Origin of the sequence: Brevundimonas sp. Leaf280, assembly GCF_001422455.1 — a bacterium.
Taxonomy (GTDB): Bacteria; Pseudomonadota; Alphaproteobacteria; order Caulobacterales; family Caulobacteraceae; genus Brevundimonas.
On record NZ_LMNC01000006.1, the window covers coordinates 140,658 to 156,093 of the forward strand.

Annotated in this window: 17 protein-coding genes and 1 tRNA gene; 13 read left to right on the plus strand and 5 right to left on the minus strand. The window is 65.4% G+C overall.

The features are described 5' to 3' along the window. Positions 1–25: 25 nt before the first annotated feature. The 4 genes from ASF31_RS11755 to ASF31_RS11770 all read right to left on the minus strand — a co-directional run bounded on the left by ASF31_RS11755 (position 26) and on the right by ASF31_RS11770 (position 4,877). Positions 26–1,513, minus strand: coding sequence for a Ppx/GppA phosphatase family protein (locus ASF31_RS11755; RefSeq protein WP_055754811.1), 1,488 nt, complete (start codon positions 1,511–1,513; stop codon positions 26–28). Beyond that, positions 1,513–3,729 (minus strand): RNA degradosome polyphosphate kinase, encoded by a 2,217-nt coding sequence (locus tag ASF31_RS11760; protein ID WP_055754812.1) that lies wholly within the window; start codon positions 3,727–3,729, stop codon positions 1,513–1,515. The genes ASF31_RS11755 and ASF31_RS11760 overlap by 1 nt, the downstream gene beginning before the upstream one ends. Positions 3,730–3,789: 60 nt before the next feature. Continuing rightward, positions 3,790–4,467, minus strand: coding sequence for a DnaA/Hda family protein (locus ASF31_RS11765; RefSeq protein ID WP_055754813.1), 678 nt, complete (start codon positions 4,465–4,467; stop codon positions 3,790–3,792). A gap of 86 nt (positions 4,468–4,553) precedes the next feature. Next, positions 4,554–4,877, minus strand: coding sequence for a YciI family protein (locus ASF31_RS11770; RefSeq protein WP_235551325.1), 324 nt, complete (start codon positions 4,875–4,877; stop codon positions 4,554–4,556). 129 nt (positions 4,878–5,006) lie between these two features. On the opposite strand from ASF31_RS11770, the gene aspS reads away from it, so the two are divergent. The 8 genes from aspS to rplA all read left to right on the plus strand — a co-directional run bounded on the left by aspS (position 5,007) and on the right by rplA (position 11,052). Continuing rightward, complete coding sequence (gene aspS / locus ASF31_RS11775) at positions 5,007–6,839, plus strand: aspartate--tRNA ligase (RefSeq protein WP_055754815.1); 1,833 nt, start codon at positions 5,007–5,009, stop codon at positions 6,837–6,839. Positions 6,840–6,989: 150 nt separating this feature from the next. Then, positions 6,990–7,124: a hypothetical protein gene (locus ASF31_RS14860; protein ID WP_255353577.1), complete on the plus strand. Its 135-nt coding sequence runs from the start codon at positions 6,990–6,992 to the stop codon at positions 7,122–7,124. A gap of 95 nt (positions 7,125–7,219) precedes the next feature. After that, entirely contained in the window at positions 7,220–8,554 is a 1,335-nt protein-coding gene (locus tag ASF31_RS11780; RefSeq protein ID WP_200918630.1) for a hemolysin family protein, read from the plus strand. A 96-nt stretch (positions 8,555–8,650) separates the two neighbouring features. After that, positions 8,651–8,726, plus strand: a tRNA-Trp gene (locus tag ASF31_RS11785). A 70-nt stretch (positions 8,727–8,796) separates the two neighbouring features. Beyond that, on the plus strand, positions 8,797–9,111 hold the full coding sequence (secE, locus tag ASF31_RS11790) for a preprotein translocase subunit SecE (protein WP_017506693.1): 315 nt from the start codon (positions 8,797–8,799) through the stop codon (positions 9,109–9,111). Between the two features lie 13 nt (positions 9,112–9,124). After that, the gene (gene nusG / locus ASF31_RS11795; protein WP_017506694.1) at positions 9,125–9,700 is read left to right on the plus strand and encodes a transcription termination/antitermination protein NusG; all 576 of its coding nucleotides are present in this window, start codon (positions 9,125–9,127) and stop codon (positions 9,698–9,700) included. Positions 9,701–9,927: 227 nt separating this feature from the next. Continuing rightward, a complete protein-coding gene (rplK, locus tag ASF31_RS11800) occupies positions 9,928–10,359 on the plus strand; it encodes a 50S ribosomal protein L11 (RefSeq protein WP_055754816.1) in 432 nt (143 codons plus the stop codon). Positions 10,360–10,362: 3 nt separating this feature from the next. After that, the gene (gene rplA / locus ASF31_RS11805; RefSeq protein ID WP_017506695.1) at positions 10,363–11,052 is read left to right on the plus strand and encodes a 50S ribosomal protein L1; all 690 of its coding nucleotides are present in this window, start codon (positions 10,363–10,365) and stop codon (positions 11,050–11,052) included. Positions 11,053–11,116: 64 nt separating this feature from the next. Here rplA and ASF31_RS11810 read toward each other — a convergent pair whose 3' ends face one another. Next, on the minus strand, positions 11,117–11,725 hold the full coding sequence (locus ASF31_RS11810; protein WP_055754817.1) for an NAD(P)-dependent oxidoreductase: 609 nt from the start codon (positions 11,723–11,725) through the stop codon (positions 11,117–11,119). A 113-nt stretch (positions 11,726–11,838) separates the two neighbouring features. Between ASF31_RS11810 and ASF31_RS11815 the strand changes: the two genes are divergently transcribed. From ASF31_RS11815 to rplJ, 5 genes are all read left to right on the plus strand, one after another. Next, entirely contained in the window at positions 11,839–12,195 is a 357-nt protein-coding gene (locus ASF31_RS11815) for a helix-turn-helix domain-containing protein (RefSeq protein WP_235551326.1), read from the plus strand. A 69-nt stretch (positions 12,196–12,264) separates the two neighbouring features. Then, a complete protein-coding gene (locus tag ASF31_RS11820) occupies positions 12,265–13,347 on the plus strand; it encodes an AI-2E family transporter (RefSeq protein WP_055754819.1) in 1,083 nt (360 codons plus the stop codon). A 153-nt stretch (positions 13,348–13,500) separates the two neighbouring features. Beyond that, positions 13,501–13,953 carry an NUDIX hydrolase gene (locus ASF31_RS11825; protein WP_055754820.1) on the plus strand — a complete coding sequence of 151 codons (453 nt, stop codon included), beginning with the start codon at positions 13,501–13,503 and terminating at the stop codon, positions 13,951–13,953. 68 nt (positions 13,954–14,021) lie between these two features. Further along, positions 14,022–14,594, plus strand: a complete 573-nt coding sequence (locus ASF31_RS11830) for a DUF2059 domain-containing protein (RefSeq protein ID WP_055754821.1) — start codon at positions 14,022–14,024, stop codon at positions 14,592–14,594. Between the two features lie 311 nt (positions 14,595–14,905). Continuing rightward, on the plus strand, positions 14,906–15,421 hold the full coding sequence (rplJ, locus tag ASF31_RS11835) for a 50S ribosomal protein L10 (RefSeq protein WP_055754822.1): 516 nt from the start codon (positions 14,906–14,908) through the stop codon (positions 15,419–15,421). Positions 15,422–15,436: the final 15 nt, after the last annotated feature.

The following is a 15,436-nucleotide window of genomic DNA, read 5'->3' on the forward strand; positions in this document are numbered from 1 at the left end:
ATGGGGAGGAGACGGGCTGATCGCCTTAGATCTTCAGCCCCAGGTCCATCGCCTCGGCGAGGGCCTTGGCGCGCTTCTTGGTCTGTTCGCCCAAGAGGACGTCGGCGTAGCCTTCGGTCGCGGTCAGGCGCAGGTCGCCGCCTTTGACCTTGGCGGTGGCGTTGGCCATCAGCTGGGGCGAGCGCCCAGACAGATCGCAGGCCAGACGGATCGCCAGGCCGATGGCGCGGGCGCGCTTGGCGGCGGCGGCGTCGAGCAGGCGGTCGATGACCTCGGGCTGCGGCGTGGCGGGCGCGCCGCCATAGCGAGCGTTCATCGCGCTGGCCAAAAAGGCGCGTTCCGTGTGGCTGATGCCGGCGACGGGCGCGCGCAGTACCTGGTCGAAGACAAGCTCCAGCCTGTGATCCGGGTGCAGCCGCGCGCCCAGGTCCGCCAGACGGCAGGCGGCGCTGACCAGTACAGCGTCGCGTTTTTCGCCGAACACCTCGGGCAGGGCGGCGACGATTTCGGAAATCCAGCCGTTCAGCGCGCCGGGCAGGGCGGGAGCCACGCCCTGGCGACCGCCCAGGGCGGTGCAGCCGGCCAGAAGCGGATCGGCCGTGCGCGTCGCCTCGTCCAGCGTCTCGAAAAGCAGGCCCTCGCGCACGCCCCAGGCCGACATCTCGATCTGTTTGAGACCGAGATGTTTGATCAATGCCTCGAGCACCAGGCCGGCGTAGGGCAGGGTCTCGGCGCGCTTCTTCGACACGCCGGGCAGTTTGGCCAGGCTGGCCGCCGACTGTTGCGCGACCAGACGCGCGGTCTCCAGCGCCTCCTCGGCCGACATCTGATACTGATGCACGACCTTCAGCGGATAGGATTTCAGGCCCATCTGCACCTGGGCCAGGGTCCGCCAGGCGCCGCCGACGGCGTAGAGGCGCTCGCTCTTGAACTGGCCTGCGATCGGTTTCAGGGCCTGATCGATACGGGCCTTGATGCGCTCGGCGTCAAAGGCCTTGCCGTCAGCCAGAGCAAACGGACCCAGCGGCAGGGTCAGGCCGTTCTCGACACCGTCTCCGTTCAGCCGGGTCAGCTCAAGACTGGCGCCGCCCATGTCGGCCGAGACGCCGTGGGCCAGGGGGGCGCCAGCCAATACGCCCATGGCCGCATATTTGGCCTCTTCCTCACCCGACAGGACGCGGATTTGGAGGCCGGTCTCGGCGGCGACGCGCTCGCAGAACTCCGGCCCGTCCAGGGCTTCGCGCACGGCGGCGGTGGCGGCGATCAGGGTCGCGTCAGGCCGCACGCCTTCCAGCACGGCGGCGAAACGGCGCAGCGCCGTCATCGCCATGACCACGCCCTCGGGCGACAGTTTGCGCGTCGTCGGCAGGTCGCGGCCGAGGCCGGCCAGAACCTTCTCATTATAGACAGTCCAGATCGCGCGGCCTTCCAGCCGGTACAGGACCAGACGAACCGAGTTTGAACCGATGTCGATCGCGGCGATGTCGCGGTCGGTAAGCGTGATGTCGGGCATCAGCGGCCCGGACGCTCGTAGCGCAGGACGGCGGGCAGGCTCTTGGCCTTGCGGCCGCGCCCGGACAGGCTGGGATTTGTCATGAAGTATTTGTGGGCCGAGAAGGGCCGCTCAGGATCGGCGGGGGTAACGCGTGTATAGCGCCCTTCGGCGTCCAGCACCCAGCTTTGTGCGTCGTCCTTCAGATTGGCGACCATGATCTGGTCCAGCACCTGATCGTGGACGGTGGCGTTGCGGATCGGCGTCATCAGCTCGACACGGCGATCCAGGTTGCGGGTCATCCAGTCAGCCGAGGAGATGAAGACCTTGGCCTTGTCATGCGGCAGGTCCTTGCCGTTGGCGAAACAGACGATGCGGCTGTGTTCCAGGAAGCGGCCGACGATCGATTTGACCCGGATATTCTCCGACAGGCCTGGCACGCCAGGACGCAGGCAGCAGATGCCGCGCACCACCAGATCGATCCGCACGCCCCACTGGCTGGCCCGGTAAAGGGCGTCGATGATCTCGACATCGACCAAGGCGTTCAGCTTGACCCAGATGGCGGCGGGCTTACCCATGGCGGCGGCCGACATCTCCTTGCCGATCAGCTCGATCAGCGTGGCTTTCATGTTCAGCGGCGAGACGACCAGGGCCTCGAGGTGGTCCGGCGTCGCATAGCCCGTGATGTAATTGAACACCCGCGTCGCATCGCGCCCCAGGACGGGGTCGCAGGAGAACAGCGACAGGTCGGTATAAACCTTGGCCGTGACGGGGTGATAGTTGCCAGTGCCGAAGTGGCAGTAGGTGCGCAGGCCCTCACCCTCGCGCCTGACGACGACACTGACCTTGGCGTGGGTCTTGTATTCGACGAAGCCGAAGACGACGTGGACGCCGGCCCGCTCCATCGCCCGCGCCCAGCGCAGATTGGCCTCTTCATCGAAGCGGGCCTTCAGTTCGACCAGGGCGGTGACGTTCTTGCCGTTCTCGGCCGCCTCGATCAGGGCGGCGACGATGGGGCTGTCCTTGGAGGTGCGATACAGCGTCTGTTTGATGGCGATGACATTGGGATCGCGCGCGGCCTGCCGCAGGAATTGAACCACCACGTCGAAGCTCTCGAACGGGTGGTGAATCAGCAGATCCTTTTCGCGAATGGCCGCGAAGACGTCGCCGCCATTGTCGCGGACGCGTTCGGGATAGCGCGGCTCATAGCCCTTGAACTTCAGGTCCGGGTGACCGCCGGGGATCAGGTCCGACAGTTGGGCCAGACCCAGCATGCCGTCCACCAGAACCACGTCCTGGGGCGCGGCTTCCAGCTCGCCGACGATGAAGTCGCGCAGATCGGTGGGCATGGACGCCTCGATCTTGACCCGCACCACCGAGCCCAGACGACGCTGCTTCAGCGCTTCCTCGAACTCCAGGACCAGGTCCTCGGCCTCTTCCTCAATCTCGATGTCCGAGTCGCGGATCAGGCGCAGAACGCCCTTTTCCTGAACCTCGCAGCCGGGGAACAGGTGGTCGATGAACAGCAGCAGCACGTTTTCCAGCGTGATGAACCGCTTATGCCCCGGCGTGGAGCGGCCGTCGGTCGGCAGCTCCCAGAAGCGGCGCACCTGGGTTGGCACCGGCACCAGGGCGTAGAAGGTCTTGGTCTCGCCCTTGCGCTTCAGCTTCAGCGCCAGGGAGAATCCGAGGTTGGGCAGGAAGGGGAAGGGGTGCGCCGGGTCGATGGCGAGCGGCGTCAGGACGGCGAAGAGCTGGTTCAGGAACTCGGGTTCCAGACGCTCCTTCTCGGTCTTGGTGATCTTCTGGCGATCGACGATCTCGATGCCGGCAACGGTCAGCTCCTTCTTCAGCTGGCGCCAGCGCAACTGCTGTTCGGCCATCAGCTCCCCGGCGGCGATGTTGATCTGTTCCAGCTGTTCGGCGGGGGTCAGGCCGTCGGCGGACAGGACGCGCAGGCGTTCGCGCAACTGGCCCTTCAGGCCGGCGACGCGGGTCATGAAGAACTCGTCCAGGTTATTGGCCGAGATGGACAGGAACCGCAGCCGCTCGAGCAGGGGGTGGTTGGGGTTGGCCGCTTCTTCCAGAACCCGTTCGTTGAACGCCAGCCACGAGGTTTCCCGATTGAAGAACCGGCGGGGCGAGGCCATCAGCTCTTCGCTCAGCGCCAGTTGAGGGGCGCGAGAGGCGGGAACCTCTTCGCCTCGGGTGTCGTCATGGATCGCGGCGTCGGTCATGAACCGGTTCTCGCGCGCGTGTGTGACGGCCGCAAGCGGGCGCTGAGAAAATGTCGCGGTTCAGTCGGCGGCGGCGTCCATGGCGTCCAGCACCTGACGCGCCAGAACGCGCGTAACCGGGCGGTGGAGGGCGTCCAGACGTTCGACTACGGCGGCGGCGGTCTCGGCCGAGCGGTCCAGGCGGCGGACCAGATAGTCGATCACGTCGTCGGATGGGGTGATGCTGCGTTCGGCGAAGCGGGCGCGCAGGATGGCCGAGAGGACGGCGTCGTCGGGCGCGGCTATGGCGACGGCGCGCACGGCGTCCAGCCGCGAACGCAGATCGGGCAAGTCGACCGACCACTGGCGCGGGGCCGAGCGCGACACCAGCAGCAGGGCGCCGCCAGAGTTGGCCAGATTGATCAGATGAAACAGGCTTTCGTCGTCGGCATCCGCCGCGCGGTCCAGCAGGACCGGCCGGCCTTCCAGTTCCAGCGGATCGATCAGGGCGGCCTCTGCGCCGTTCAGCGGCACGGCGCCGACCCGCTCGGCCCAGTCGGCGGCGAGGCGGCTCTTGCCCGACCCTGGTGGGCCGTGAAGCGCCAGCACGGCACCCACGCCGTCGGGCCAGCGGGCCAGAACGCGCACCGCCTCGGCGTTGCTGTCGGACGTCACGAAGGCCTCGCCCGCAATCGGCCGCTCCAGCGGCAGACGCAGCTGTTCGGTCGTCGTCAGGGGCAGGGCGCTCAGCGCGGACATGCGCCTGTCATAGCAGAGGCCGGCGTTAACCGCGTCAGGCCCGCGCTGTTGGTTGCGGGGAGCGAACCGCGCCCCTGTGGATGAAATCAGGCGAATTCGGCAAGGGCGGGGTTCAGTTTGCCGGCCTTGAACTCGGTCACCGTGTAATCGGCCAGGCCGTGAACCTGGAACGGATCGGCCTTCAGCAGGGCCTCCAGCTCCTCCTTTGTGCTCCCGCTGCGCACCACCAGAATCCCGCCCGTGCGCGGCACCATCGGGCCGGCGGCAATGATCAGGCCGCTGGCGACATGCTGATCCAGCCACGCGCGATGCTCGACCGTCCGCGCCTCGATGGCTTCGATGGGCTGGGTGTAGGTGATGGTGACGATGAACATGGCGGCCTCGGGCGGTATGGAAGCGTCAGATATCATGCGCGGCGGCAGGCTTTGCAACGGCTGAAACCTTGACTTTCCGGGGCGATGATGCGCCCTACGCCGCTTCGATTTCGGGCGCCGACGGCGTCGGATTCCACCGCCCAGAGACTCCAGACGGTTCGTTTCATGCACGCCTATCGCTCTCACACCTGCGGCGCCCTGCGCGCCTCCGACGCTGGTTCCGCTGTTCGTTTGTCGGGCTGGGTTCACCGCAAGCGCGATCACGGCGGGCTGCTGTTCATCGACCTGCGCGACCACTACGGCCTGACGCAGCTGGTTCTGCACCCTGAGACGCCGGGCTTCGCCGCCGTCGAACGCCTACGCGCCGAGAGCGTGATCAAGGTCGATGGCGAGGTGGTCGCCCGCGACGCTTCGGTGGTGAACCCCAATCTGCCCACGGGCGAGGTCGAGGTGCGCGTCCAGGGTGTCGAGGTGCTGTCCGAAGCTGCGGAACTGCCGATGCCGGTCTTTGGGGATCAGGAGTATCCTGAGGATATCCGCCTGGCCAACCGCTTCCTGGATCTGCGCCGCGAGCGACTGCACAAGAACATCGTGCTGCGCTCCAAGGTGATTTCCTCGATCCGCCGCCGCATGGTCGACCAGGGCTTCCTGGAGTATCAGACCCCGATCCTGACGGCCTCGTCGCCGGAAGGCGCGCGCGACTTCCTGGTGCCGTCGCGACTGCACCCAGGCAAGTTCTATGCGCTGCCCCAGGCGCCGCAGCAGTTCAAACAGCTGCTCATGGTGTCGGGCTTCGACCGCTATTTCCAGATCGCGCCGTGCTTCCGTGATGAAGACCTGCGCGCCGACCGGTCGCTCGAATTCTACCAGCTCGACGTCGAGATGAGCTTCGTGACGCAGGAAGACGTCTTCGCCGCCATCGAGCCGCTGATGCACGGCGTGTTCGAGGAGTTCGGCGAGGGCAAGCCGGTCTCGGCCATCGACGGCGTCCATACCTTCACCAACGACTTCGGCGAGACGTTCGAACACAAGGGTTTCGAGCGTCTGACCTACGCCCAGTCGATGGCCTGGTATGGCTCGGACAAGCCGGACCTGCGCAACCCGATCAAGATGCAGGTGGTGTCCGACCACTTCCGCGACGGTGGTTTCGGCCTGTTCGCCAAAATCCTGGGCGCGGACGACAAGAACGCCGTCTGGGCCATTCCGGCGCCGACCGGCGGTTCGCGCGCCTTCTGCGACCGCATGAACTCCTGGGCGCAGGGCGAGGGCCAGCCGGGCCTGGGCTATATCTTCTGGTCCGAGGATCAAAGCGCCTGGGGCGGTCCGATCGCCAAGAACTTGGGTCAGGAACCGACCGAGGTCCTGATGTCGTCGCTGGGTCTGGGGCAGGGCGACGCCGCCTTCTTCGTCGCTGGCCTGCCCGCGACCTTCGCCAAGTTCGCCGGTCTGGCCCGCACCCGCGTGGGCACGGAGCTGAAGCTGGTGGACGAAGACCAGTTCAAATTCTGCTGGATCGTCGACTTCCCCATGTTCGAATGGTCGGAGGAAGAGAAGAAGGTCGACTTCAGCCACAACCCCTTCTCCATGCCGCAGGGTGGGCTGGAGGCTCTGGAAGGTCAGGATCCGCTGACCATCCGCGCCTATCAGTACGACATCGTCTGCAACGGCTATGAGCTGTGCTCGGGCGCGATCCGGAACCACAAGGCCGAGATCATGCTGAAGGCGTTTTCCATCGCCGGCTACGACGCCTCGGTGGTCGAGGAGCAGTTCGGCGGCATGCTGAACGCCTTCCGCTTCGGCGCGCCGCCGCACGGCGGCCTGGCCCCCGGCATCGACCGCATCGTCATGCTGCTGGCCGGCGAGACGGCCATCCGCGAGGTCATCGCCTTCCCGCTGAACCAGCAGGGCGAGGATCTGCTGATGAACGCCCCGACCGAGGCCGAGGAGCGCCAGCTGAAGGATGTCCACATCCGCACGGCCGTGCCGATCAAGGTGTGATCGGCGAGATCTGATCAAGGACGAAAAAAAGGGGGGGGGATGCTTCGCGGCATCCCCCTTTTTTGTGCTCGCGCCCAAGGCGAGCACGATTGCCTGCAACCGCTGACCGGGATTTACGTTCGGATCGGACGTTAATCTTTCGGTAACCAAATGCGACGCGCCATTCGACTGGGTATCTTCATCGGCACCGTGCTGGGCATGAGCGCCTGTGCGACCCAGTATGACGCCAACGGCCGGCCGGTTTCGGGCGCCTATGGCTCGGTCGAAGCTGGGCGGGCGGGCTGAGCGCAAAGGAAAACGTGGCGCTGGTCGCGATCCTGCCCTAATGTAGCGCTGCGGACGCCGTCTGTCGCGCCGCGTCGGTCCCCAAAACCCCCTAGATGTTACTCATCGCTATTGCTGTCGTTCTGCTCCTGGTGGTGCTCAACGGCTTGTTCGCCATGACTGAATTGGCGGTCGTCTCCTCGCGGAAATCCAAACTACAGGCGAGGGCGGAACGGGGCGACCGGGGGGCCAGGGCGGCGCTGAAACTGTCGGAAGAACCGACTCAGTTCCTGTCCGCGGTTCAGGTGGGCATCACCCTGATCGGCATTCTGGCGGGCGCCTATGGTCAGGCGACCATCGCGGGCGAACTGGATCGCATTCTGGAAGTCGCCTTCCCGGCGCTGGCGAAGTACACCGAATTCTTCGCCACGGCCCTGGTGGTCGTGTGCATCACCTATGTCTCGCTGATCATCGGCGAACTGGTGCCCAAGCGCCTGGCGCTGATCTTCCCCGAGACGGTGGCGTCCAAGATGGCCGGGCCGATCTCCAAGCTGGCGATCGTGCTGAAGCCGTTCGTCCTGCTGCTGACCGCCTCCACCTCCGGCATCCTGAAGCTGTTGGGCGTCAAGGATCGCGATGGCTCGGACGTGACCCAGGAAGAGGTGGCGACCATCCTGGCCGAAGGCACCTCGGCCGGCCTGATCGAGCCCGAAGAGCAGGTGATGATCGAGGAAATCCTGCGCCTGGGCGACCGTCCGGTGCGGGTGGCCATGACGCCGCGCCACGACGTGTTCTGGATCGCCCTGGACGACCCCGAAGAGATGCTGCGCGAAGAGATTCGCACCTGCCCCTATTCGCGAATCGTGGTGGCGCGCGAGAGCGACGTCGATAATCCGCTGGGCGTGGTTCACAAGAAGGATCTGCTGGACAGCCTGCTGACCAACGGCAAGTTTGACATCGAACCGCTGGTCGCCGAGCCGGCCTTCATTCCGCAGTCGACTTCGGTGTTGAAGGCGCTGGAGATCCTGAAGGGCTCGCGGGTCCACATGGCCTTCATCGTCGACGAGTACGGCGCCTTCGAAGGCGTGGTGACAGCGACCGACATCCTGGAAATGATCGCCGGCGACTTTAACGAAGGCCATGACGAAGAGCAGGCCTGGATCCATCAGCGCGCCGACGGCAGCTGGCTTGTCGACGGTCAGACGGACCTGGACGAACTGGCTGACAAGCTGGGCGAGGACTTCGGCGAGCATGAAGGCTTCCACACCGTCGCCGGCCTGATTCTGCACCAGATCTCGCGCGTCCCGGACGAGGGCGAAGTGCTGCAGGTTGGCCGATTCGAGGTCGAGGTCGTGGATATGGACGACCGCCGCATCGACAAGCTGATCTTCAAGGAACTGGTGAAGGCTCAGGACGAGCGGGACGCCATCGCCGCGCATCTGGAAGACTGATCGCAAGTGTCACATCGCCCTTGAAATGGCGGGCGGTGTCGGGCATACGCCCCCCTCTGGCGAACGCACGGACCTTTCGGGTTTGCGCGGTTGTCTAGGAGTTTAGCTCAGCTGGTAGAGCACCGGTCTCCAAAACCGGGGGTCGTGGGTTCGAGTCCCCCAACTCCTGCCAATCCCCCCTGTCGCTTCCGGATGGGACTTCCCATCTGGGGCGACAGGAACAATTGTGTGAAGAGCAACTGATGGCCAAGGCCAAAACTCCCGGCAAGCGGCCTCAAGGCAGCGCGAAGCCCCAGATGGGCGCCAAGCCTCAGGCGGCCGGTGCCGCCGCCATCACGGTCGATTCGCCCGAGCCCAAGAAGCCCCGCACCAGCCCCGGCCAGTTTCTGAGCCAGGTGCGCGCCGAAGGCCGCAAGATCGTCTGGCCCAGCCGCAAGGAGACCTGGATCACCTCGGTGATGGTCTTCATCATGGTCATCATCGCCTCGATCTTCTTCTGGATCGTGGACACCGGCCTGGGCTACGCCTTCCGCTACATCATCGCTCTCGGATCCTGAGAAAGACGCGCCCATGACCGATGCAGCGCCCGCAAAGCCCGCCAATCCGCGCCACAAGTGGTACATCGTCAACGCCTACTCGAACTTCGAGAAGAAGGTCGCCGAGCAGCTGCGTGATCAGGCCAAGCAACAGGGCCTTGAAGACGCCTTCTCCGAAATCCTGGTTCCGACCGAGGATGTCGTCGAGATCCGTCGCGGCCGCAAGGTGAACTCGGAACGCAAGTTCTTCCCCGGCTATGTGCTGGTGAAGATGGAAATGACCGACCAGGCCTATCACTTGGTCAAGAACACGCCGAAGGTCACGGGCTTCCTGGGCGCCGCGGGCGGCACCAAGCCCCTGCCGGTCTCCGAGCGTGAAGTTCAGAACATCATCGGCGCCGTGGAAGAGGGCGTCGAGCGTCCGAAGCCCACCATCCGCTTCGACATCGGCGAGAAGGTCAAGGTCATCGACGGCCCGTTCGCCAGCTTCGACGGTTCGGTCGAGAGCGTGGACGAAGAACACGCCCGCCTGCGCGTCGCCGTGTCCATCTTCGGCCGCGCCACGCCGGTCGAACTGGAATACGCCCAGGTGGAGAAGGTCGCGGGCTGAGGCTCACGCACCTGTCGATATTTAAGCCGCGTCCGAAAGGGCGCGGCTTTTTCGTTTCTGCGGCGAGGGCGGGGCGGTGCGTTGCCTTTCCATCCCCCCTCTGTTACACGCGCGCCTTCGCTCGGCGGGCCCTTGGTTCGCGGAGCGTCAAATCCGTGGGAGGCAGCCATGCCGCACCACGGCTCACCGGCCCTGCGTTCGCGCCGGGTCATTCATAGGAGAGACCAATGGCCAAGAAGATTCTCGGCTATATCAAGCTGCAAGTGCCGGCCGGTTCGGCCACGCCTTCGCCCCCGATCGGCCCGGCTCTGGGTCAGCGCGGCGTGAACATCATGGGCTTCTGCAAGGAGTTCAACGCGCGCACCGAGAAGGAAGCCAAGGGCACCCCGCTTCCGACCGTGATCACCGTCTATCAGGACAAGTCGTTCACCTTCATCACCAAGACGCCACCGGCGACCTGGTACCTGAAGCAGGCCACGGGCCTGAAGTCGGGTTCGAAGCTGGTCGGCCGTGAAGTCGCCGGCAAGATCACGCAGGCGCAACTGCGCGAGATCGCCGAAAAGAAGATGAAGGATCTGAACGCCAACGACATCGACGCGGCGGCCAAGATCATCGAAGGCTCCGCCCGCGCGATGGGCCTCGAAGTGGTGGAGGGCTAAACCATGGCCAAGCAAACCAAGGCCTTCAAGGCCCGCACCGGCGTGACCCAAGACCTGCTGCCGTTCTCCGACGCCATCAAGCTGGCCAAGGAAAACGCCAAGGCCAAGTTCGACGAGTCGCTGGAAATCTCGGTCAACCTGGGCGTCGACCCGCGTCACGCCGACCAACAGGTCCGTGGCGTCGTCAACTTGCCGTCGGGCACCGGCCGTGACGTTCGCGTCGCCGTCTTCGCCAAGGACGCCAAGGCCGCCGAAGCCACCGCAGCCGGGGCCGAACACGTCGGCGCCGAAGATCTGTACGAAAAGATCGCCGGCGGCTTCATGGAGTTCGACCGCGTTATCGCGTCGCCAGACATGATGGCCCTGGTCGGCCGTCTGGGTAAGGTGCTGGGCCCGCGCGGCCTGATGCCGAACCCCAAGGTCGGCACCGTGACCCCGAACGTGGCCCAGGCCGTCAAGGACGCCAAGGGCGGCGCCGTCGAGTTCCGCGTCGAGAAGGCGGGCATCGTCCACGCCGGCATCGGCAAGGTCTCGTTCACCCAGGACGCCCTGGAAGCCAACGTGAAGGCCATCGTGGACGCCCTGGTGCGTTCCAAGCCGTCGGGCGCCAAGGGCACCTATGTGAAGCGCATCAGCCTGTCGTCGACGATGGGCCCGGGCTTCAAGGTCGACCCGGCCTCGCTGGGCGCCTAAGTCGAAAGACAAGCCACACTGAAGAACGGCGGGGAGCGATCCCCGCCGTTTTTTCTTGCCCGGATCAGTAAGCCGCTGTGAAGCGGGCGCGGCTGTGCTTGGGGTTCTCCAGTTCGTCGACCATGGCGATGGCGTAGTCGGAGAAGCCGATCTTGCTGTCGCCATTGGCGTCCACGACCAGTTGGTCGGTCCCGGTGCGATAGCGGCCCAGGCGCGGCGTTTCCTCGATCAGGGCGGCGGGGGAGAAGAACGTCCAGTCGATGTCGGTCTCCTGACGCAGGTCGTCCAGGAAGGTCAGGCCGCCCTTGGCGATGGGCTTCCATTCGGCCGGGAACTGCGGCGTGTCGAACAAGAGGACACCGGGCGCGACCTCCAGGCTGGCGGCGCCGCCGGTGACGAGCAGGCGCGGGACGCCGGCGGTCTTCAGCGCGCCCAGGATCGTCGCGGCGGGAACATCGAAGTGCAGGGCGCTGATGACCGCGTCCGAACTTTCGATCAGATCGGCGAGCGCGGCGGCGTCCGAGGCGTCGCCGGCGACAGGCGTGACGCCGGTGGCGCTCGGGATTGCTTCCGGCTTGCGGGCGATGGCGGTGACCGTGTGACCGCGGGCGGCCAGTTCCTTGGTAATTTCCGAGCCGGCGCGACCGCTGGCGCCGAGAACTGCGACTTTCATGAAAGGCTCCTTTGGGTATCCAATGGATACCAGGTGCGATATGGGATGCGCCTATGCAAGACGGCACCTCTCAGACACCTGGTTACCTTCAAGAAACCTGGCTGCGAGGCGATGTGTTCGCAGCGAACTGTCCGACGCGGCAGCTGCTGGACCGCATCGCCGACAAGTGGAGCACCCTGATCCTGATCGTGCTGGGAGAGGGGCCGATCCGCTTCAACGCCCTGAAGCAGCGGGTCGATGGGGTGTCGCAGAAGATGCTGAGCCAGACGCTGAAGTCGCTGGAGCGCGACGGGCTGGTGTCACGCTCCGTCGTGGCCACCGTGCCGGTGTCGGTGACCTATGCGGTCACGCCGCTGGGCCGAACCCTGATGGCGGCGATGCAGTCCATGATCGACTGGGCCGAGACCCGGATGCCGGAAGTCGCGGCCGCGCAAATGGCCTACGATCAGCGATCCTCCGACGCCCACTGACTTTTTTATCGCCTGCGGCGAACGGCCACGCTCGACCCGCGTTCCTGTCGCGACCTTGAAGGGGGCGATATGTTCGGACTGGGAAAACTGATGGGCGAAAAGCCTGGTGTGGGCGGCCACGACCCGTGGAAGGGGCGGCTCGCGTTCGGCGCCATCGTGCTGGTGTCGGCCTATTTCGCGGTCCAGCTGATCGTGACGCTGCAGACGCTGTGGCTGCTGATCTTCGGGGCCATCGTGGTGTCGGTGATCCTGCGCGCCCTGGCCGATCCCATCGTGCGCTGGCTGAAGGCGCCGGATCCGCTGGCCGTCTTCCTGTCGCTGCTGATCGTGGTCGCGGTCCTGGCGGGGATATTGACCCTGTTCGGAACCCAGATCACCGAACAGGTCGTGGCCCTGTCCGCCGTGGTGCCGCAAGGCTGGGAGCAGGTTCAGTCTTGGATCCAGGCCCAACCCTATGCCGCACAGCTGTTGGAGCAACTACAAGGGCTGGGCGGCCGTGCCGGTCAGGCGTTGCAGGTCGCTCAGAAGTTCGCCCTGGGCTTCGCATCGGGTGTCACCACACTGGTTCTCGTCGTGGTCGCGGGCGTCTTCCTGGCGATCGAGCCCGCCAAGTCGCGCGAGGGGCTGCTGTCCATGCTGCCCATGGATCGCCGCCCGCGAATGCGCGAAGTGCTGAACAGCTGTGGCAAGGCGCTGAAAGGCTGGCTGAAGGCGCAGCTGTTCTCGATGGTTCTGGTCGGCACGCTGACAGGGGTCGGCTTGGCCATCATCGGCGTGCCGTCGGCGCTGGGGCTGGGTCTGCTGACGGGACTGGCGCAGTTCGTGCCGATCGTGGGCCCCATCGTCTCCACCGTGCCGGCCGTGCTGGTTGGCGCCACGCAAGGGTGGCAGACGGCCCTGATGACGCTGGCGCTGTATGTCGTTGTGTCCCAGCTGGAGAGCAATTTCATCACGCCGATGGTGCAGAAGAACGTCGCGAACTTGCCCGTGGTGCTGGGCATCTTCGCCGTGGTGGGCATCGGCACCCTGTTCGGGCCGCTGGGCGTGCTGTTCGCCACGCCGCTGGCGCTGGTGCTGCACACCTTGATCACCATGCTGTATCGTCAGGACGTGCTGGGCGATCCAAAGGCCAAGGCGCCCGGCGAGAAATAAATGGGACCGTCCGTAATCTGACAACTTGACGCAGCCGTCGTGATCCCGTTTCGAGGGCGGCCGCGACCGGCAGACCTGGAACCAGACGTGAAGATTGGGCGAGAGCCAGCACGAATCGTCAGGACCGCTCAAGCGATGGGCGAGGGCTGAGGCGTGCCGCAGGCCCGGTCGAAACGCACCACCCGCTCCGAGACCCGGCAGGTCGCGGCCCTGCCGTGGCGGCTGGAGGACGGCGAGCGTCGCATCCTGATGATCACCTCGCGCGAAACGCGACGCTGGGTGATCCCCAAGGGCGGGCGGATGGTCGGCAAGAGCGATCCCGAGGCGGCCGCCCAGGAGGCGATGGAGGAGGCGGGGGTGAAGGGCGACGTCGACACCCAGTCCATCGGTGTCTTCCGCTACGCCAAGGGGTTGAAGGACGGGGGCGTGCGCCAGTGCGTGGTGTCGGTCTATCCGCTCGAAGTGTTGATCCAGATGGGCGCCTGGCCCGAGGCGCATCAGCGCGAGCGCCGCTGGATGAGCCTGAGCGAGGCGGCGGATCTGGTTCATGAGCCCGACCTGGCCGCGCTGATCCGCGACTTCGACGCCACGCCGCTGGAAGATTGAGCAACCGTCGGTCGAATTCGACTGGCCTGCGGACCTGAGCCTTCCGATAAGAGGGCGGGGAGGCCATCATGATCATCACACGCAAACAGGCGCTGGCTGCGTCGCTGGGTCTGGCGCTGGGTCTGAGCGCGACAGGCGCGCACGCGCAGGCGGCGGCTCAATCGGAAACGGTCGTCGTCACACGCGTCGAGCCGGCGCCGCAGGATGCCGGCTTGGCCCGCCGCAGCGCCCTGGCGCGCGAACTGATCGATCTGTCCGTCGGGCCGAACTTCATGAAGGAGTTCGAGCGCGTCATGGTCGCGCAGATGGGCGAACTCGATAAGAAGGGCGGCGAAGAAGCGATTTGGGTCCGCACCAACATGCCGTCTATGGCTAGCAGAATGATCGAGCGGTTCATGGATGACTTGGCCCCAATCTACGGCTCCGTCTTCACTGAAGAAGAACTCGTCGCTCAGATCGCATTCTATCGCACGGCTGTCGGGCGTTCTGTCGCAGCCAAGACGATATCCTTGAGCATGGCCTCACAGGAGGTCGAGACCGCAGCGATGACGAACCTTCTGGAGGAGTTCGAGAGCAAATATTGCGCCCGGTTCGACTGCGGCGAGGCCGAACAGACCGGCGCCAAGCCCAGCCGGCGTTAAGCCGGGTTGATTTCTAACGGCGGCGCCTGTAAGAGCGCCGCTTCCCGTCGGAGGTTCATCTTCTGACGGTCCTGTCCGAGAACTTCGGGGCGTGGGGGTCACCCAGGCCATAACTGTCAGAGGGCCCTCTGACGCCGTGGGGAGATGGGGACGCGACCTTGCGCTGTCAGCCCGCATTCCGGGATGGACGCCGTCAGACGCATCCTTCGGACAATACGACCGGCTTTAACGCTTCGCAGCGATGCGACGCGCTTTGGCCAATCCGTCGTCGGGAATAAGCCCGGCGGCGAATACCAAGACTGGAGACCGCAATGGATCGCGCTCAAAAAGCCGAGTCTATCGAATCGCTCAAGGGCGTTTTCGCCGACGCCGGCAGCGTGGTCGTGACCCACAACCTGGGTCTGACCGTTGCGGAAATGGAAGATCTGCGTGGCCGTCTTCGTAAAGAAGGCGGCGCGTTCAAGGTGGTCAAGAACCGCCTGGCGCTGAAGGCGCTCGAAGCCGAGGAAGGCAGCGACTACCACAACCTGTTCAAGGGTCCCGTGGGCATCGCCTATTCCGAGAACCCCGGTACGGCCGCCAAGGTCGCCACCGAGTTCGCCAAGGCCAACGATCGCTTCAAGATCGTCGGCGGCTTCATGGGCTCGACCATCGTCGACCAAAAGGGCGTGGACGCACTGTCCAAGCTCCCGACGCTCGACGAGGTTCGCGGTCAACTCATCGGCCTGCTTAACGCGCCTGCGACCCGTATCGCCGGCGTGCTGCAAGCACCCGCCGGTCAGCTGGCTCGCGTGTTCAACGCCTACGCCACCAAGGAAGCCGCGTAAGCGGCCCAGCCTTTC